This window comes from Micromonospora sp. NPDC002296, assembly GCF_040296145.1.
In the GTDB taxonomy this organism is placed as follows: domain Bacteria; phylum Actinomycetota; class Actinomycetes; order Mycobacteriales; family Micromonosporaceae; genus Micromonospora.
Window position 1 is genome coordinate 135,042 of sequence record NZ_JBEOWQ010000002.1, and the last position, 17,779, is coordinate 152,820.

Annotated in this window: 16 protein-coding genes and 1 tRNA gene; 14 read left to right on the forward strand and 3 right to left on the reverse strand. The window is 74.4% G+C overall.

Annotated features, from left to right (window positions below):
• Nucleotides 1-11 precede the first annotated feature (11 nt).
• On the reverse strand, nucleotides 12-1,001 hold the full coding sequence (locus tag ABT023_RS02450; RefSeq protein ID WP_350880856.1) for an ATP-binding cassette domain-containing protein: 990 nt from the start codon (nucleotides 999-1,001) through the stop codon (nucleotides 12-14).
• A gap of 30 nt (nucleotides 1,002-1,031) precedes the next feature.
• Complete coding sequence (locus tag ABT023_RS02455) at nucleotides 1,032-3,914, reverse strand: AfsR/SARP family transcriptional regulator (RefSeq protein ID WP_350880858.1); 2,883 nt, start codon at nucleotides 3,912-3,914, stop codon at nucleotides 1,032-1,034.
• A 98-nt stretch (nucleotides 3,915-4,012) separates the two neighbouring features.
• Between ABT023_RS02455 and ABT023_RS02460 the strand changes: the two genes are divergently transcribed.
• The 11 genes from ABT023_RS02460 (at nucleotide 4,013) to ABT023_RS02510 (ending at nucleotide 13,739) form a co-directional block, all read left to right on the forward strand.
• Entirely contained in the window at nucleotides 4,013-4,345 is a 333-nt protein-coding gene (locus tag ABT023_RS02460; RefSeq protein WP_350880860.1) for a PadR family transcriptional regulator, read from the forward strand.
• Nucleotides 4,342-5,388 (forward strand): HAAS signaling domain-containing protein, encoded by a 1,047-nt coding sequence (locus ABT023_RS02465; protein WP_350880862.1) that lies wholly within the window; start codon nucleotides 4,342-4,344, stop codon nucleotides 5,386-5,388. The genes ABT023_RS02460 and ABT023_RS02465 overlap by 4 nt, the downstream gene beginning before the upstream one ends.
• Nucleotides 5,389-5,567: 179 nt before the next feature.
• Entirely contained in the window at nucleotides 5,568-6,284 is a 717-nt protein-coding gene (locus ABT023_RS02470) for an LppU/SCO3897 family protein (protein ID WP_350880864.1), read from the forward strand.
• A gap of 270 nt (nucleotides 6,285-6,554) precedes the next feature.
• Nucleotides 6,555-7,241 carry a dienelactone hydrolase family protein gene (locus ABT023_RS02475; protein ID WP_350880866.1) on the forward strand — a complete coding sequence of 229 codons (687 nt, stop codon included), beginning with the start codon at nucleotides 6,555-6,557 and terminating at the stop codon, nucleotides 7,239-7,241.
• 19 nt (nucleotides 7,242-7,260) lie between these two features.
• Complete coding sequence (locus ABT023_RS02480) at nucleotides 7,261-7,974, forward strand: uracil-DNA glycosylase (protein WP_350880868.1); 714 nt, start codon at nucleotides 7,261-7,263, stop codon at nucleotides 7,972-7,974.
• 18 nt (nucleotides 7,975-7,992) lie between these two features.
• Complete coding sequence (locus ABT023_RS02485; protein ID WP_350881131.1) at nucleotides 7,993-8,751, forward strand: DUF4129 domain-containing protein; 759 nt, start codon at nucleotides 7,993-7,995, stop codon at nucleotides 8,749-8,751.
• Nucleotides 8,748-9,329 carry a hypothetical protein gene (locus ABT023_RS02490; protein WP_350880870.1) on the forward strand — a complete coding sequence of 194 codons (582 nt, stop codon included), beginning with the start codon at nucleotides 8,748-8,750 and terminating at the stop codon, nucleotides 9,327-9,329. Before ABT023_RS02485 ends, ABT023_RS02490 begins: the two co-directional genes overlap by 4 nt.
• A complete protein-coding gene (locus tag ABT023_RS02495; protein WP_350880872.1) occupies nucleotides 9,329-10,336 on the forward strand; it encodes an AAA family ATPase in 1,008 nt (335 codons plus the stop codon). Before ABT023_RS02490 ends, ABT023_RS02495 begins: the two co-directional genes overlap by 1 nt.
• Nucleotides 10,333-11,709 carry a DUF58 domain-containing protein gene (locus ABT023_RS02500; protein WP_350881133.1) on the forward strand — a complete coding sequence of 459 codons (1,377 nt, stop codon included), beginning with the start codon at nucleotides 10,333-10,335 and terminating at the stop codon, nucleotides 11,707-11,709. Before ABT023_RS02495 ends, ABT023_RS02500 begins: the two co-directional genes overlap by 4 nt.
• A gap of 28 nt (nucleotides 11,710-11,737) precedes the next feature.
• Nucleotides 11,738-12,307: a hypothetical protein gene (locus ABT023_RS02505; RefSeq protein WP_350880875.1), complete on the forward strand. Its 570-nt coding sequence runs from the start codon at nucleotides 11,738-11,740 to the stop codon at nucleotides 12,305-12,307.
• Nucleotides 12,308-12,410: 103 nt separating this feature from the next.
• Nucleotides 12,411-13,739 carry an NAD(P)/FAD-dependent oxidoreductase gene (locus tag ABT023_RS02510; protein ID WP_350880877.1) on the forward strand — a complete coding sequence of 443 codons (1,329 nt, stop codon included), beginning with the start codon at nucleotides 12,411-12,413 and terminating at the stop codon, nucleotides 13,737-13,739.
• Between the two features lie 56 nt (nucleotides 13,740-13,795).
• On the opposite strand, the gene ABT023_RS02515 is transcribed toward ABT023_RS02510, so the two are convergent.
• Nucleotides 13,796-15,685, reverse strand: a complete 1,890-nt coding sequence (locus ABT023_RS02515) for a hypothetical protein (protein WP_350880879.1) — start codon at nucleotides 15,683-15,685, stop codon at nucleotides 13,796-13,798.
• Nucleotides 15,686-15,785: 100 nt separating this feature from the next.
• Here ABT023_RS02515 and ABT023_RS02520 point away from each other — a divergent pair.
• From ABT023_RS02520 to ABT023_RS02530, 3 genes are all read left to right on the forward strand, one after another.
• Nucleotides 15,786-15,866: transfer RNA gene (locus ABT023_RS02520), tRNA-Leu, on the forward strand.
• 120 nt (nucleotides 15,867-15,986) lie between these two features.
• The gene (locus ABT023_RS02525) at nucleotides 15,987-16,805 is read left to right on the forward strand and encodes a Bax inhibitor-1/YccA family protein (RefSeq protein ID WP_350880881.1); all 819 of its coding nucleotides are present in this window, start codon (nucleotides 15,987-15,989) and stop codon (nucleotides 16,803-16,805) included.
• 192 nt (nucleotides 16,806-16,997) lie between these two features.
• Complete coding sequence (locus ABT023_RS02530) at nucleotides 16,998-17,756, forward strand: Bax inhibitor-1/YccA family protein (protein WP_350880883.1); 759 nt, start codon at nucleotides 16,998-17,000, stop codon at nucleotides 17,754-17,756.
• The last annotated feature ends 23 nt before the right edge of the window (nucleotides 17,757-17,779 follow it).

Genomic DNA, 17,779 nt, shown 5'->3' on the forward strand with positions numbered 1-17,779 from the left:
GGTTGCGGTCGTCATGCCGCGTCCGCCTTTCGTCCGGCGCCGACGGGCTCGCCGGCTTCGTCGGGGCGGCGTCCGGTCAGGTGCAGGAACGCCTCGTCCAGCGTCGCGCGGCGCAGGCCGATGTCCTCGACCGCGATCCCCGCGTCGTCCAGCGCCCGCACCACGTCGACCAACCCGGTGACCCGGTCGGTCAGGGGCGCGCTGAGTCGCCGGATCTCCGGATCGTGCTCGGGCTCCGCGGCACAGATCCGCGCGACGATCCCGCAGGCCCGGGACAGGTCGGCCGCGTCGCGCACGACCACCTCGATCCGGTCACCGCCGGTCATCGACTTCAGCTCGTCCGGCGTGCCCTCGGCCGCCACCCGACCGGCGTCGATCACCGAGATCCGGTTGGCGAGCTGATCGGCCTCCTCCAGGTACTGCGTGGTGAGCAGCACCGTGGCCCCGTCCGCCACCAGGGTGCGGACGATGTCCCACACCTGGTTGCGGCTGCGCGGGTCCAGGCCGGTGGTCGGCTCGTCGAGGAAGAGCACGCGCGGCGGGCGGATCAGGCTGGCGGCGAGGTCCAGCCGGCGGCGCATCCCACCCGAATACTCACCCGCGGACCGGCTCGCCGCCTCATCGAGCCCGAACCGTTCGAGCAGTTCGTCGGCGCGCTGGCGGGCCGCCCGGCGGCCGAGTTTGAACAGCCGGCCGAACAGCTCCAGGTTCTGCCGGCCGCTGAGGGTCTCGTCGACTGCGGCGTACTGCCCGGTCAGCCCGATCCGGGCACGCACCTCGTCCGGCTGACGCGTCACGTCGAATCCGGCCACGGTGGCCCGGCCGGCGTCGAAGCGCAGCAGCGTGGCGAGGATCCGCACGGCCGTGGTCTTCCCTGCGCCGTTCGGTCCCAGCAGCCCGTACACCGTGCCGGTCGGCACGGCCAGGTGGATATCGTCGAGCGCGCGGGCCGGGCCGTACCGCTTGCCCAGTCCCTCCGCGATCACCTCGAATGTCGTCATGCCCCCACGGTGCGCGCGGGCGCTGACGGGTCACGCACCGTCGGCTGACGGCGGCGCACCGCCCGGTGCGGCCCGGGCCGCGGCCCTCTCCGCGTCGGTGATCTGTTCGAGGGCGGAGATGATCTCAGAACGTGTGGCCTCGCCGATGTACCAGCCGGTGAGCCCGCCCGCCAACGCCGCCTCGCACAACCGCCTGGCCTGTGCGAACTCTCCGCGCAGCCGCGCCACCTGGGCGAGGCCGAGGCGGGCGCCGGATACGAACTCCGGCGCGCCGCCGCGCTGCGCGAGGAGCAATGCACGGGCGAAGTCGTCCTGCGCCGCGGCGAGGTCGCCGGCGCGCAGCCTTATCTCGCCCCGGGTACGCCGCATGTCGGCCTCGTCGACGGTCGATCCGAGTTCATCGGCCAACTTCATGGCCTGGTCCAGGAACGCGCTCGCCGCTCCCGGATCACCCTGATGGGCGGCGAGTTCGCCGATCGCGCCGAGCGTGATCATCGACCCCCATCGGTCGCCGATGCTCTGGAATCCGTTGAGCGCGGTGACCAGCGCGGTCCTCGCCCGGTCCCACTCACCGCTCCACATCCGCGCCGAGCCGATTCCCATCGCGCTGAGCGCATCGATCCACGGCTCCGAGCCGACCAGCAGCTGCAGCTCCCGCGTCAGTTCGTCGATGTCCTCCGCGACCCCGGTCGGCGGTCCGATCGAGATCCCCGCCAGATAGAGCAGGAAGGGCTGTCGAGGTGGCCGGTCGAGGCTGTGGATCAGGGTGCGCTGCGATCCGAGGGGCGGCAGTCGGCCGGAACCGCCGAGCGAGGCGTTGTAGACGCACAGAGCGAACTCCTCGTGCAGACCGGGTGGCGCCTCGGCACCGAGCACGTCGAGGACATCGCCGGCCATTCTGGCCCCTTCGCCGCGCATGCCGCGCAGCCACCAGTAGAACGACAGGGCCGCGACCAACCCGGCCGCCTCAGGCGCGGTACCGGACCCGGTGGCGCGGCGCAGCGCCGCATGCAGGTTGTCCCGCTCGCCGTCGAGCCGTCGTAGCCACTCCAACTGCTCCGCTCGGCGAAGGTGACCATCGGCGGTCCAGGCGAATTCCAGGAAGTACGCGGCGTGCGCGCGGTGCAGCTGGTCGGCCTCGCCGGCCTCGGTGAGCCGTTCGGCGCAGAACGCGCGCACCGTTTCGAGCATCCGGTACCGGCCGGCACTCAACTCCACGAAGGACTTGTCGGCCAGGCCGGTCAGCGCATCGACGAACTCGACCGTAGGCAGGCCGCAGACCCGCTCGGCCGCCTTCACGGTGGTACCACCGGCGAACACAGTCAGTCGTCGGGCCAGCTTCCGTTCGGCATCATCGAGCAGGTCCCAGCTCCACTCGACCACCGCGCGGAGCGTCCGGTGCCGCGGCGTCGCCGCCCGGCTGCCCATCGACAGCAGCCGGACCCGATCGTCGAGCCGGGCGGCCACCTCGGCGACCGGCAGCGCCCGCAGCCGCGCGGCGGCCAGTTCGAGCGCCAGCGGCAGGCCGTCGAGGGTACGGCAGATTCGCAGCACCATCTCGACGTTGGCCGACGTGACCGTGAAGTCGGGCGCGACGTCAGCGGCCCGCTGGGTGAACAGCCTGACCGCGGCGTAATCGCGGGCCTCCAGCACCGACGAGTCGGGCGGCGGCAGGGTGAGCCCGGACACCGGGCACAACGCCTCGCCGGCCAGTCCGAGCGGCTCGCGACTCGTGGTGAGGACGCTTAGCGCCGGACACGCGCTCAGCAACCGGGCGACCAGCCGGGCCGCGTCGGCGATGACGTGCTCACAGTTGTCGAGCACGAGCAGCAGCCGCCGCTCGGCGAGTGCCGCGACCAGCCGGTCGGTGGCGTCCCGGTTCGGCTCGGCCGGGGCGCGCAGACCCGCATCGCGCAGGCCGAGTGCGCTCAGCACCGCCTGCGGTACGTCCGCACCGTGGGCCAGCCCGGCCAGCTCGACGAGACGGACGCGGGTGTCGAGGCGGCTCGCGGCCTCGATCGACAACCGCGTCTTGCCCGCTCCACCGGGGCCGATGAGAGTGATCAGCCTTCGCTCGCCGAGCAACTCGCCAACGCGCTTGAGCTCCTCCTCCCGCCCGACGAACGTGGTGAGCTGGCCTGGTAGTCCGTGCTCGGGTTCCTCGTGCGCGGCTGGGCGTTCCTCGCCGCGCAGCACGGCCAGGTGGACAGCGGCCAGCGCGGCCGACGGGTCGGTGCCGAGCTCCTCGGCCAGCGTGCGCCGGGCGTTCTCGAACTCGGCGAGCGCCTCGGTCGGCCGGCCGGACGCGGACAGGGCGCGCATGAGCTGGCCCCGTGGCCGCTCCCGCAACGGGTGTTCGGCGACCAGTTGCCGCAGCTCCGCGACCAGGGCGGCCTGCCCGCCCAGCGCCAGCTCCGCCTCGATGCGATCCTCGATGGCGGCCAGCCGTACCTCGTCCAGCCGGGCCACCTGCGCGGGTGCACCGGCCACGTCGATGACGTCGGCCAGGGCCGGACCGCGCCACAGGTCCAGTGCCTCGCGCAACACGACCGTGGCGCGCCGCCAGTCGCCGCCGGCGAGCGCGCGGCGCCCCGCCTCGGCGAGCCGCTCGAACCGGTACGCGTCGATGTCAGCGGGATCCACGGCGAGGCGATAGCCGGCGGGGTGGAACTCGACCGTGTGCTCCGCGGGCAGGGCCTGACGCAGCCGGGACACCTGGGACTGGAGCGCGTTCGACGCGCCGCGCGGCGGATGCTCGCCGTACAGGCCATCGATCAGGCGATCCGCGGACACCACCCGGCCCGCGTCGAGCAGGAGCAGCGCCAGCAGAGCGCGAAGCCGCGGACCGCCCACGGGGATCTCGCGCCCGTCGGCCAGCAGCACCTGAGTCGGACCCAGGACGCAGAAACGCATGGCGCCGATTGTCGCTTACGGCCAGCCAGCCCCAGGGGGTCGCGTCGGCCGGCGCGATTCTTTGACAGTACTGCGCAATGCGCAGTACTGTGCGATGCGTGGACACCACACAGCTGTTGAAGGGCGTGCTGGATCTCGCGGTCCTGGCCGTGCTCCGGGAGGAGGACGGCTACGGCTACGACATCCTGCGCCGCCTGCGGGTGGCCGGCCTGGACGAGGTCGGCGACGCGTCGGTCTACGGCACGCTGCGGCGGCTCTTCGCCGCCGGCCTGTTGACCACCTACGTCGTGCCGAGCGAGTCCGGCCCGCACCGCAAGTACTACTCGCTGAACGCGGCCGGCCGGGACCAGTTGGCCCGCTCCGGCAAACTCTGGCGCTCGTTCGCCACCACCATGGACACGCTGCTCGACGATCGGGGGGTGACGGCATGACCGTCATGGAGCAGGAGATCGCGGACTACGTGACGCGGGTCCGGGCGGCGCTGACCGACCTGCCGCCGACGGTCCGGGACGAGTTGACCGAGGACCTGGCCGAGCACCTGGCCGAGGTGGCCGCCGAGGGCGACGGGCCGCTGGCCGGCCGGCTGGGCACGCCCGAGGCGTACGCGGCTGAGCTGCGGGCGGCGGCCGGCGCGGGGGGTCCGGCCGCCGCCCGCAACCTGGACCAGCGGGCCGCCGCCGTCGCTTCCTGGCTCCGCGCCCGGCTGCGCGCGACCGACCTGCGGCTCGGCCCGATCCTCGGGTACGCCGCGGCGAGCGACTACCTGCGGCTGCTCCGCCCCGCCTGGTGGGTCCTGCGCGGATACCTCGCGGCGATGCTGATCACCGTCATCACCACGGGTGCGCCGTTCGGGCTGCTGCCGAGGCTGGGCGGCAGCACGCTCGCCGCGCTGCTGCTGCTCGCCGTCTGCGTGGTGGCCTCGGTGTGGCTCGGCAGGCGCACCCCCACGCTGGGCCGCTGGCCCCGGATCGCGCTCCGCGCGGGCACGGCGATCCTCGCCGTCTTCGCGTTCGCCGGGTTCGTGGACGCGGACGACCGGCTCGGCTGGAACGAGTCCGGCTACCAGCCCGCCTCGGAACAGGTGCCGTTCGTTCGCGACATCTTCGTCTACGACAGCGAGGGGCGGCTGGTGGAGAACGCCCGCCTGTTCGACCAGGACGGCAACCCGATCCGCCTCGGGTACCGGGAGTGCGTGCGCGAAGGGCTGCCCGAGTCGAATCAGGGAGCGCCCGCGTACCCGTACTGCCCGGAGCACGCGCCGTTCCGGGCCGGGCCGGTCGGGCCGCGCCCTTCGCCCGTTCCCCCGATCGGGGGAACGGTCCCGTCCGCCGTGCCGACCGAGGGCCCGACGCCGCCCGGCGCGCCGACGGCCGGGCCGGCGGTGGGGCCGACTCCGTCGCCGGCGGCGACCATCGGCCCGCTGCCGAGCACCGGCGGGCCGGTTCCGACCGCGTCGCCCACGCCCACCTCCTGATTCACACCCACCCGCCGCGCGTCGGGGTGTCCGGGCCACCGGACGCCCCGACGCGTTCGTCCGTGCCGAGGTGAACCGGAGCTGGAAATTGGCTGAACGGACGAGCCGGACGGGACAGCGCCCCTCGATGTTGATCGCTACGGTGTCGTCTGCTCATCCACCCCTCGGAAGGAACCTCAGTGCCAGAGCAGGTCGCACCGCCCCCCAACCCGCCGTCCGAGGACGCGCCGCGACCCGCCGACCCGCCGGCCGCCGCCAAGGCGGACCCGCCGGCCGCCGCCGAGTCCGCCGCCCCCGGGCAGCCCTCTGCCGCCGAGTCCTCCGCCGGGCAGCCCTCCGCCGGGCAGCCCTCCGCCGGGCAGCCCTCCGCCGGGCAGCCCTCCGCCGGGCAGCCGGCCGCTGGGCAGCCGGGAGACTCCGCGTCGGCCCCGGCCGGGCTGCCGGGCGACGCCGCTCCGGCCGCCGAACTGCCGAAGCAGCCGGAGGGGGAGCCGGAGAAGAAGCGGTCCGTCGGCCGCAAGGTGCTCGGCGTGGTCGGCGTGCTGCTCGCCGTCGGCGTGGTGGCGGCGCTCAAGTTCGGCATCGGGTCCGCCGTGGCCACCGCGTTCGACAAGGACGCCACCGCCGACGCGAAGGCGGGCGACTGCCTCGCGGAGCTGCCGGACGTGGCCGAGGGCGAGCGCAAGGACGCCAGTGGCGCCGAAATGGTCGCCTGCACGTCCAGCCAGGCGGTGTACACGGTGGTGGGTCGGGTGGACGGCCAGACCGAGACCCAGGCGCGGACGGGGAAGGCCTGCGAGCCGTTCCTCCAGCCGGGCCAGGAGGGCTACTTCTTCTACAACATCAAGCCGGGCAGCACCGGCTACCTCCTCTGCCTGACGAGGAAGGCGGCCTGACCGGGCCGGAAACGACGCGCCGGGGCCGGACCCGAAACGGCCCCGGCCCCGGCGGCTGACGGCGGCGTGGGGGACCGCGCCGCCGTCCGTGTACCGGAAGACAACGAGCGGGCGAGAGCCGTCGGAACTCCAGGTGTCGTGGGCGGGGGAACAGGAGGTGAATGCCACTGTTCCGGCGTCTTCCCGACGACGGTCGCGGCGTGGCAGGCTACCGGCACGTAGGAAACACCCTGCGACCAGCCAGCGTTGACTGACCGCTTGGAGGAGCCGATGGGCGAGATGGTGAGCTACGCCAGCAAGGGGGGGACGCGCGAGGGGTATCTCGCGGTACCCTCCGCCGGTGCGGCCGGCCCGGCGGTCATCGTCATCCAGGACTGGTGGGGCCTCGTGCCCCACATCCGGTCGGTCGTGGACCGGTTCGCGGAGGCCGGCTTCGTCGCCCTCGCCCCGGACTTCCGGCACGGCCAGCCGGCCAGTCGGCCCAGTGAGCCCCGGCACATGCTGAACAGCGCGCAGATGGACGAGGCGGCGGCGGACATCGCCGTCGCGGCGGAGTACCTGGCCGACCGGCCCGAGGTCGCCGGCAAGGCCGGTTGCGTCGGGTTCTGCGCCGGCGCCAGCCTGGCACTCTGGGCGGCCACCCGGTCCGAGCGGATCGTGGCCACCGCCGCCTTCTACCCGCGACTGCCCTGGGACGGGATGAGCCCACAGTGGAGCGGGTACGCGGGCAAGGACGCCGTCATCCACTGCTCGGAGGCGGACGGCACCTCCACCGCCGACGGCGTGCAGACCGCCCGCCGGGCCGTTGAGACCGCCGGTGGCACCTGCCAGACGTACGACTACCCGGGCACCGCGCACGCCTTCTTCAACGAGGACCGGCCGGAGAGCTTCGACCAGCGGGCCGCCGCCACCGCCTGGGCCCGCACCCTCGAACAGTTCCGGGCGAAGCTTGGCTGAGCCACGTACCCCGGTTGAGGTGGTCGCGCGCGCCGCGCGGGCGGCCGACCTCGCCGACCTCGACGGCGCGGTCAGCGACTGTTTCGCCTGCCCGCGCCTGGTCGACTGGCGGGAGGAGGTCGCCCGGACGAGGCGGGCGGCGTTCCGCGACCAGCGGTACTGGGGGCGGCCCGTGCCCGGCTTCGGCGCGGCCGACGCCCGGCTCGCGATCCTCGGCCTGGCCCCCGCGGCGCACGGCGGCAACCGCACCGGGCGGATCTTCACCGGGGACCGCTCCGGCGACGTGCTCTTCGCCGCGCTGCACCGCGCGGGCCTGGCCAACCAGCCGACCAGCGTCGCCGCCGACGACGGCCTGGCCCTGCGCGACACCCGGATCTTCGCCGCCGTGCGCTGCGCGCCGCCGGACAACAAGCCCACCCCGGCGGAGCGGGACACCTGCGCGCCGTGGCTGCACCGCGAGGTCGCGCTGATCAGGCCCACCCTGCGCGTCGTGGTCGCGCTCGGCGCGTTCGCCTGGACCGCGTGGTGGCCGGTGCTGCGCGAGGTGTACGGCGTCCGCCCGCCCAGCCCTCGACCGGCTTTCGGCCATGGGGCACACTGGTCCGGCACGACCGCACCGGCGCTGCTCGGTTGTTACCACGTCAGCCAGCAGAACACCTTCACCGGGCGGTTGACCCCGGGGATGCTGGACGACGTGTTCGCCCGGGCGAAGCAGTTGGCCGGGGTGGACTGACGGCGTGGGGCGGTGGCGATGGACCTCAGCGTGCTGCGCAGGTGGTGGCCGGTCGGCGCGGTGACCGGCCTGCTCGCCGTCGCCGCGCTGGCCGCCGGTCACTCGTCGCTCGGCGCCAGCCGCATCCCGCCCGCCGCCGACAACATCCCGTACGTGCCGGACTACCCGTCGGTGCAGCCGCCGTCCTCGATCCCGGCCGAACCGCGCGACGCCGGGGAGGCCACCCGCGCGCACATCCCCGAGTGGCTCGGCACCGTCGCGGTGGCGCTGCTCGGCCTGGCGATCGCCGTCGCCCTCGGCTACCTGACCTGGACCCTGATCCGGGGGATGGCCCGCCGCACCACCCGGGCGCTGCCGTCGCACCGGGCCCGGCGCACCGCCGAGGGAACCGCCCGCGAGGTGGTCGCCGCGCTCGACGCCGGCCTGGTCGAGCTGGACGACGCCGACATCGACCCGCGCACCGCCGTGATCGCCTGCTGGGTGCGCCTGGAGGAGGCCGCCGACGCGGCCGGGGTGGTCCGGCGGACCGGGGACACATCCACCGACCTGGTGACCCGGCTGCTGCGCGGCGACCCCGAGGCCGGGATCCCGGCGATCGTCAGCGCCGACGTGCTGGCCGAGTTCGCCCACGTCTACCGCGAGGCCCGGTACGCCACCCGCCCCGTCGACGAGCGCACCCGCGACCAGGCCCGGGCCGCGCTGCGCCGGTTGCGCGGCGAGCTGACCGCCGTGGCCGCCGGCGAACCGGTCGCCGCCACCGGTCGGGTGGGGCCGTGAGCGCCAGCATCGACGACCTGCTCACCTTCGAGGAGGAGCCGCCGCCGCAGGCCCGGGCCACCCGGGGTGGCCGGGTCAGGGGCGTGCTGCGGACCCTCGCGGTCGCCGGGGCGCTCACCGCGGTCGTGGTCGCCGGGCTGCGCACGGTCGGCCTCCAGGTTTCGCTGGCGGTCGTCGTCGCCGGGGTGGTCGCGCTGCTCGCCGTCCGCCGGGTCACCGCCGCGCTCGCCCCGCCGCCCCCGCCCCGGGTCGGGGCCCGCGCGCCCGCCGGTGAGGAGGACGGCCACTACCACTGGGCCGCCCGGGACGCGCTGCGCGCCGCGATCAACGGTTGGGAACGGCCGCTGGACTGGTCGTCGGACCGGCCGGAGCGGTTCGCCGAGCGGGTTCTGCCCCGCCTCGGCGAGCTGGCCGACGAGCGGCTGCGCCAGCGGCACGGCGTCACCCGCGAGTCCGACCCGGCCGGCGCCCGCGCCCTGCTCGGGGACCGGCTCTCGATGTTCCTCGACACCCCACCCCGCCGCACCCCGTCGCCGCGCGACCTCGCGGCGATCGTCGCCGAACTGGAGAAGATCTGATGAACGACGTGGACCGCACCCTGCCCACCGCCGAGGTCGGTCGCCTGGCCCGGGCGGTGCTGGACGCGGTCGGCTCGGTCGTGGTCGGCAAGCGGGAAACCCTGGAGCTGGTCCTCGCCGGCATCCTGGCCGGCGGCCACGTGCTGCTGGAGGACCTGCCCGGGCTGGGCAAGACGCTGACCGCCCGCTGCTTCGCCCAGGCCCTCGGGCTGGACTTCCGCCGTCTCCAGTTCACCCCCGACCTGCTGCCGGCCGACGTCACCGGCTCGTTCCTGTACGACCAGCGCAGCGGCGACTTCTCCTTCCGGGCCGGCCCGGTCTTCACCAACCTGCTGCTCGCCGACGAGATCAACCGGACGCCGCCGAAGACCCAGTCGGCGCTGCTGGAGGCCATGCAGGAGAAGCAGGTCTCCGTGGAGGGCGTCACCTACCGGCTGGACGAGCCGTTCCACGTCCTGGCCACCGCCAACCCGATCGAGTACGAGGGGACGTACCCGCTGCCGGAGGCGCAGCTCGACCGGTTCCTGCTGCGGGTGTCGTTCGGCTACCCGGACCGGGAGGAGGAGTGGGACGTGCTGCGCCGGCGGATCGCCCGCCGCCGCGAGGAGGCCGTGATCGAGCCGGTCGTCGACGCCGCCACCCTGCGGGCCATGCAGGCCGCCCTGGAGGACGTGGTGGTGGAGGACTCCATCGGCCGGTACGTCGTGCAGTTGACCGCGGCCACCCGGGAGCACCCGTCGGTGCTGGTCGGGGCCTCTCCGCGTGGCTCGCTGGCGCTGCTGCTGCTGGCCCGGGCCAGGGCGGTCTTCGCCGGCCGGGACTACGTGGTGCCGGAGGACGTCAAGGAGGTGGCCGCGCCTGCCCTGGCGCACCGGATCACGCTGCGCCCGGAGATGTGGCTGCGCCGGGTCGACCCGTCCTTCGTGGTCGGTGAGGTGCTCGACCAGACCCCGGCCCCGGCCAGCGGCGCGCTTCCGAGCTACGCCGCCGGCCGGCCGGGGCGCTGACGGCCGTGCCCACCGACGAGGGGCAGCAGCCGGCGGCGGGCTGGGCGCCGACCCGGGCGCTCGGCCGGGCGGTGCTGCTCACCGGCGTGCTGCTGATCGCCGGGGTGCTGCTCGGCCGGGTCGACCTGGTCGTGCTGGCCGCGCCGTTCGCGCTCGGCACCGCGTACGCGCTGCGCCGCCGGCCGAGCGCCGGGCCGCAGGTGTGGGTCGCCGCCGACGAGGGGCACCTGGTCGAGGGCGGCGAGTTCACCGGCACGGTCACCGTCGGCAACCCGGACACCGTGGGGTACGACGTCGCCGTGGTCCGCACCCGCGTCTCGCCCTGGCTGCTGGTCGAGCGCGCGCAGGTCGGCGGGGCCCGGGTCGACCTGTCCCGCGGCGGGGTGGACCGGCCCTTCGTCACCGTCGTGGACACCGGCACCGCCGTCGACCTGGAGCTGACCGGGAGGGCCCGGCGCTGGGGCCGGCACCCCGTCGGCCCGGCCGGCGCCCGGGTCGCCGCCGCGGGCGGGCTGCTGGTCTCCCGGGCGGCGGTCACCGAGCCGGTCCGGGTGCGGGTGTACCCGAGGACGGAGCCCTTCGAGGCGGTGGAGGCGATGCCCCGGGCCGCGGGCCTGGTCGGCGCGCACCACTCCCGCCGTCCGGGCGAGGGCGGTGAGCTGGCCGGCGTGCGGGTCTTCGGCCCCGGCGACCGGCTGCGCCGCATCGACTGGCGGGTCTCGCTGCGGGCCCGGCAGCTGCACGTGGCGGCCACCCTGTCGGACCGCGACGCCGAGGTGGTGGTCCTGTTGGACGTGCTCGCCGAGGCGGGCCGATCGGGTGGCGTCGGCGGGGCCGCGTCGGTGCTGGACACCACGGTCCGGGCCGCCGCCGCGATCGGCGAGCACTATCTGCACCGCGGCGACCGGGTGGCGATGCTGGAGTACGGGCCGGCGGCCCGCCGGCTGCGCCCCGCGTCCGGCCGGCGGCAGTACCTGACGCTGCTGGAGTGGCTGCTCGACGTGCGCGCCGAGGCGGCCCCGCACGAGCCGTACGACCAGATCTTCGGGCCGCACCTGCTCTCCTCGGACGCGCTGGTGGTGGTGCTCACCCCGCTGCTGGACGAGCGGTCCGCCCAGATGTTGGCCCGGCTGGCCCGGTCCGGGCGGTTCGTGGTGGCCGTGGACACGCTCCCGGCCGACCTTGCTCCGCCGGGTCGGCAGGGCTGGGCCGAGGTGGCCTTCCGGCTGTGGCGGCTGGACCGGGACACCATGATCGGCCAGCTCCGCGAGCACGGCGTGCCGGTGGTCCGCTGGGCCGGCGCGGGCAGCCTGGACCAGGTGCTGCGGGACGTGGCCCGGCTCGCCACCGCCCCCCGGGTGGGCGCCCGGTGACGGCCGCGCGGACGAGGGGGCGGAGCCGGTGAACCCGGTCGAGGTGGTGACGGAACGGGCCAGGGCGGCGCGCTCGGCGGTGATCCGGGTGAGCCTGGCGCCGCTGCTGGTCCGCGCCGGAATCTTCGGCACGGTGCTGGCCGGCCTGCTGCTGGCGTACCCGGTGCAGGTCCTCACCGGGCGGCCGCTGGCCGCCCTCGCGGTGGTGGCGCTGCTGCCGGCGGTCGGGCCGCGCCGCGTCTGGCCGACCTTCGCCGCCCTGGTCACGGTGGGCGGGTGGCTGCTGTCCACCGAGGGGTACGGCCGGCCGGTCGCGTTGTGGCGGCTGCTCGCCGTGGCGGTGGCGCTCTACCTGGCCCACTCGCTGTGCGCGCTGGCCGCCCTGCTGCCGTACGACGCGGTGGTGGACCCGGAGCTGGTCGTGCGCTGGCTCACCCGGGCCGGCGGGGTGCTGCTCGCCTCGGCGGTGCTCGGGGTGCTCCTGGTCGAGGTATCGGGTGTCGGCGGGGACCGCGCCTTCCTCGCCGCGACCGTGGTGGGACTGCTGGTCGCGGTGGCGCTCAGCGTGCTGCTGGGGTGGCTGTTGCGTCGCAGATAGCAAGACGGCGGGAGTACGTCGCGCAGTTCACAGGTGTTGTGCTCCGTCACAGAAGGGGGTCTCGGACGGGATTACCCGAGTCGCCCGGGGAAAGATGGATGACGTGAACCCGAAGCGGATCCTTGTCGTCGGTGCCGGGCACGTCGGTCTCTACGCCGCCCTGCGTCTGTCGAAGAAGCTCTCCTCAAGTGAGGCGGAGGTCGTCGTCGTCGACCCGCAGCCCCACATGACGTACCAGCCGTTCCTCCCGGAGGCGGCGGCGGGCAACATCTCCCCCCGGCACTCCGTGGTGCCGCTGCGGCGGGAGTTGCGCCGGTGCAAGGTGGTGGCGGGTACGGTCACGCGGATCGAGCACGACCGCAAGGTGGCCACGGTGCAGCCGATCAGCGGTCCGACCACGGAGATCGCCTACGACCACGTGATCGTGGCCCCCGGCGCGGTCTCCCGGACGCTGCCGATTCCCGGCCTGCACGAGCACGGCATCGGTTTCAAGACCATCGGCGAGGCCATCTACCTGCGCAACCACGTGCTGGACCGGCTCGACGTGGCTGCCGCCACGCCGGATCCGGACGTCCGGCGCAGCGCGCTGACGTTCACCTTCGTCGGCGGCGGGTACGCGGGCATCGAGGCGCTGGCCGAGATGGAGGACATGGCCCGGGACGCCCTGCGTTACTACCCGGAGCTGAAGCCGGAGGACATGCGCTGGGTGCTGGTCGAGGCGACCCAGCGGGTGCTGCCCGAGGTCGACCGGGACATGGGCGCCTACACGGTGCAGCAGTTGCTGAAACGGAACATGGACATCCGGCTGGACACCCGCCTGGAGTCCTGCGTCGACGGGCTGGTGAAGCTCTCCGACGGTGACAGCTTCCGCTCCGACACGATCGTCTGGACGGCCGGCGTCAAGCCGTCGCCGATGCTCGACGCGACCGACTTCCCGCGCGACGAGCGCCGCCGGGTCACCTGCCTGCCGACCCTCCAGGTCGTCGACGGCGACCGGGTGGTCGAGGGCGCGTGGAGCGCCGGCGACTGCGCGGCGGTGCCGGACCTGACCAAGGAGCCGGGCAACTTCTGCTCGCCGAGCGCCCAGCACGCGGTGCGTCAGGCCGCCCGGATGGCCGACAACATCGCGAACGTGGTCCGCGGGCGCGAGCCGGTGGAATACAAGCACAAGCACGCGGGCAGCGTGGCGAGCCTCGGCCTGTACAAGGGCGTGGCCCAGGTGTACGGCATCAAGATGACCGGCCTGCCGGCGTGGTTCATGCACCGGACGTACCACATGAGCCGGATCCCGTCGTTCAACCGCAAGGTCCGGGTCGTGGTCGACTGGTCGCTGGCGTTCTTCCTCAAGCGCGAGGTGGTCGCCCTGGGCCAGTTGCACGACCCGCGCGAGGAGTTCGTCGAGGCGTCCCAGCCGGTCACCCCCCGCGTCTGAGTCGCACGAAGAAAGGGCCCCCTCGCCGACGAGGGGGCCCTTTCTTCGTCGGGGCCTCAGACCCGCCAGATCCAGGCGTCGGCGATCCGGGTGGACGGGCCGTAGAGCTGGTCCAGGACGGCCCGCAGGTCGTCGGCGCGCGGCGTGCCCTCGGCCAGCGCGAAGCAGGACGCGCCCCAGCGGTCGGCGTCCCGGGCGGCCTGCTGGCGCTCCGCGTCGCCGATCGCGGGCCGGCCACCCTGCGCCACGTCCGTGATCAGGGCCGACGTGGGTCGCTTCCAGGTGCCCATGGCGGCCGTGTCGCCGCGGCCGTACGGGCCGATGAAGAAGCCCTCCGGCATGCCGAAGGCCGCGTCCGCCGCGGTCGCCCAGCGCATCGGCCACGGCTCCTTCGGGGTGGGCAGCGGCACCGGCACCAGCACCCCGCCGGGCCGGACGCACTCCCGCCAGTGGCCGCCGGTGACGAATTCGGGCAGCGCCGGCCGCTCGGCGGTGGGCAGCGGCGCCGGCAGGACCGGCAGCAGCGCGATCCCGATCGCCGCGGGGATCAGCCGGCGGGTCGTCCCGGCGTCGCGCAGCGCCCGGTCCACGGCCAGCACCAGCAGTGTCGCGATCACCGGCAGCACCCCCAGGGCGAACCGCATCGGCAGCGCCCCGTCGACCACCGGCAGGCCGCCGAGCAGGGCGTACGGGCCGGGGACGGTGGTCCGGTCGCCGCCGAGGACCACGTCCGGGCCGAGCGAGAGCAGGCCCATCGCCAGCGCCCCCGCCGCGCAGGCGATCACCAGCGGGCGGCGGCCCAGCCAGACTGCGCAGCCGACGGTGACCACCAGCAGCGGCCAGCCGAGGAAGGTGTTGTACTCCGCCGGCCCGGTGGTGAGCCGGGCCGCCTCGTCGCTGCCCATGACCGACAGCGGGGAGACGGTCCACCAGCTGCTCAGGTCGGCCGAGAAGTAGTGCGGGCTGAACATCCCGTCGGCGACGCCCAGCGGGCCGGCGAACTGGAACCACAGCGGGTACCCCAGCACGAGCAGGGCCAGTCCGGCGGCGAGCAGCATCCCGCCGGCGAAGCCGGGCAGCGCCCGGCGCAGCAGCGCCCGGTCGGCCAGGGCGTACGCGACGGCCATCACCAGCAGCGTCACCGCGCAGAGGAAGAGCACCTCCTCGCCGACGAAGACCTGGACGCTGACCGCGGCGGCCAGGCCGGCGGCGGAGGTGAGCATCCGGCGGCGGTCCGGGCCGGCCTGGGCCGGTCCCGTCCCGCCCGCGTCGCGCACGTCGCCCGCCCGGCCCCGGGGGCGGCCCGCCCGGCCCAGCGGGTCGGCGGCGCGCAGCAGCCGGACCACCAGCCAGACGATCACCGGGACCAGCCACTGCGCGGTCATGTGGAGGTGGCTGTTGGTCTGCGAGATCATCCCCGGGCCGAAGCCGCACAGCCCGGCGCCGAGCGCGGCGGCCAACCGGCGGGCCCCCAGGACCCGGGTGAAGAGCAGGTGCCAGGCGAACGCGGTGCCGGCCAGGTTGAGCGCCGCGAGCAGGGCGAAGGTGACCGGCGCGCCGAACAACAGGGTCACCGGGGCGAAGAGCACGCCGAGCGCGATCACCGTGGTGTTGGCCATCAGGTTCACCCCGTCCGGGGCGTTGAGCCGGTCGGTGAGCAGACCGAAGTCGCCGAGCAGGGCGCGCGAGTCGACGGCCAGGAACCATTCGTAGAGGGCCTGGTCCTCCGGGTTGAGCGCCAGCACCCGGCCGGCGGGGTCCGGCCACAGGCCGTGGGTGAGCCAGACCGCGAGGGCCGCGAAGAGCAGCCCGACGAGCAGATCGGCCCGGTTCCGGGCGGCGGCGGCCCGGAACCGGGCCCACCGGGGACCGGCCGGAGCAGGGGCATCGGAACGGAGTGCTGGTGCGGGGGCGGCGTCGGGGGCCGTGGGGGCTGCGCTGCTCACGCCTCGACCCTAGTGCGGCGGCGGTGACGGGGTACGCCGGGTCGTCGCGGACCCGCTACGGTGACACTGCACCGATGCGTCGGCGCGTCGGCGTGGCCCCGCCCGGGTGGTGGAAAGGCAGACACGGCCGCCTTAAAAGCGGCTGCCGCAAGGCGTGCGGGTTCGACCCCCGCCCCGGGCACCTCGCCTCTCAGCTTCTTCACAGCTCCTGCCTCGCTCGGTGATCTCCACGGCGTCGATCGCGGCGTTTACCCTTGAAGGGCACGTTCACGTGCGACGACCCCCTGAGGGAGGCCAGACAGTGAAGACTTCGAACCCGGTGCTCGCCCGACTCGGCCAAGCGGCCGAGCGGGAGCGCGCCACCGGGTACGCCCCGACCGGGCCCTACGGGCAGCCCGGATACCCCCCACAGCAGTACCCTGGCGCGGCCGGCTACCCGGCCGCGCCGCCCACCGTGACGCCGATGTCCATCGACGACGTGGTGGTCAAGACCGTCACGCTCCTCGGCATCCTCGGCGTGTCCGCCGCGGCGGCCTGGGTGCTCGTGCCGGACTCGCTGCTCGGCGTCGCCTGGATCGGCGCCGCGGTGGTCGGCCTGGTGCTCGGCCTGATCATCTCGTTCTCCCGGATGGCGAACCCGGCGCTGGTCGTCGCGTACTCCGTCGTCGAGGGCGTCTTCGTCGGCATGGTGAGCAAGGCCTTCAACTCGCTCTACGACGGCATCGTGCTCCAGGCCGTGGTGGCCAGCTTCGGCGTGTTCTTCCTGATGGCCATGCTGTACAAGGCACGGGTCATCCGGGCGACGCCCAAGTTCGTCCGCGGCATGGTCGCGGCGATGGTCGGCCTCTTCGCGGTGATGATGATCAACCTGGTGCTGTCGCTGTTCGGCGTCAACACGGGCCTGCGCGACGGCAGCCCGCTGGCGATCGGCTTCAGCCTGGTCTGCATCGTGGTCGCGTCGCTGAGCTTCGTGCTCAGCTTCGCGGAGGTGGAGGAGGGCGTCCGGATGGGGCTGCCCCAGCGCTACTCCTGGACGGCCGCGTTCGGCATCCTGGTCAGCCTGGTCTGGCTCTACATCGAGATCCTGCGCCTGCTGAGCTTCTTCCAGGGCGACGACTGACCCGCGCTGCCGACGGCGCCCGCCCCCGCGATCCGCGGCGGCGGGCGCCGTCGTCTGCGGGCCGGCCGCCGCCCGCCGGGAGCGGCCCCGGCGCCACCGACCCCGCCGGGAGCGGGCCCCGGCGTTTGCCCGCCGCCGCCGACGCCGCCGGGGCAGAGTGACTGCGAGGGGTACGTCGGTCAGGAGGTGACGGTGCGCAGTTCCAACCCGGTGTTGGACCGGCTGGACGACACCCGCCGGCGGGAACGCGAGGTGCTCGGGCTCGGCGACGCCGAGACGATGACCGTCGACGACGTGGTGGTGCGCACCGTCGGGCTGCTGCTGCTCACCGTCGCCACGGCGGCGGTGGCCTGGTTCGTCGTCCCGCAGGCGGTGTGGATCTCCGCCGCGCTGGCCGGCTCCGCGCTGGCGGCGATCGCGCTGGCGCTGGTCATCTCGCTGCGCGGCAGCACCAACCCGGCGCTGATCGCCGGGTACGCGGTGCTCCAGGGGCTGCTGCTCGGGGTGGCCAGCCGGGCGTTCGAGCTGGTCTACCCGGGGATCGCGGTGCAGGCCGTGGTGGGCACGGCCGGCGTCTTCCTCGGCATGGCGCTGCTTTACCGGGCCCGGGTGGTCCGGGCCACCCCGCGGCTGGCCCGGCTGGTGGCCGGCACCCTGCTCGGGATCGTCGCGATCGGCGTGGTCAACCTGGTCGCGTACCTGCTGACCGGCCGGCAGGGGGTGGAGGTGTACAGCCTGACCGCCGGCGTCGGCTGGCTGTCGTACCTGTTCTCGGTGGTGGCGATCATCGCCGGCGCGTTCAGCTTCATCCTCGACTTCGACCTGGTCGAACGCTCGGTCCGCGCGGGCCTGCCCCGCCGGTACGCGTGGTACTGCGCGTTCGGGCTGCTCGCCGGCCTGGTCTTTCTCTACTGGCAGCTGCTGCGACTGCTCAGCTACCTGCGCCGCTGACCGGACGACCGGCGGCCTTTCGT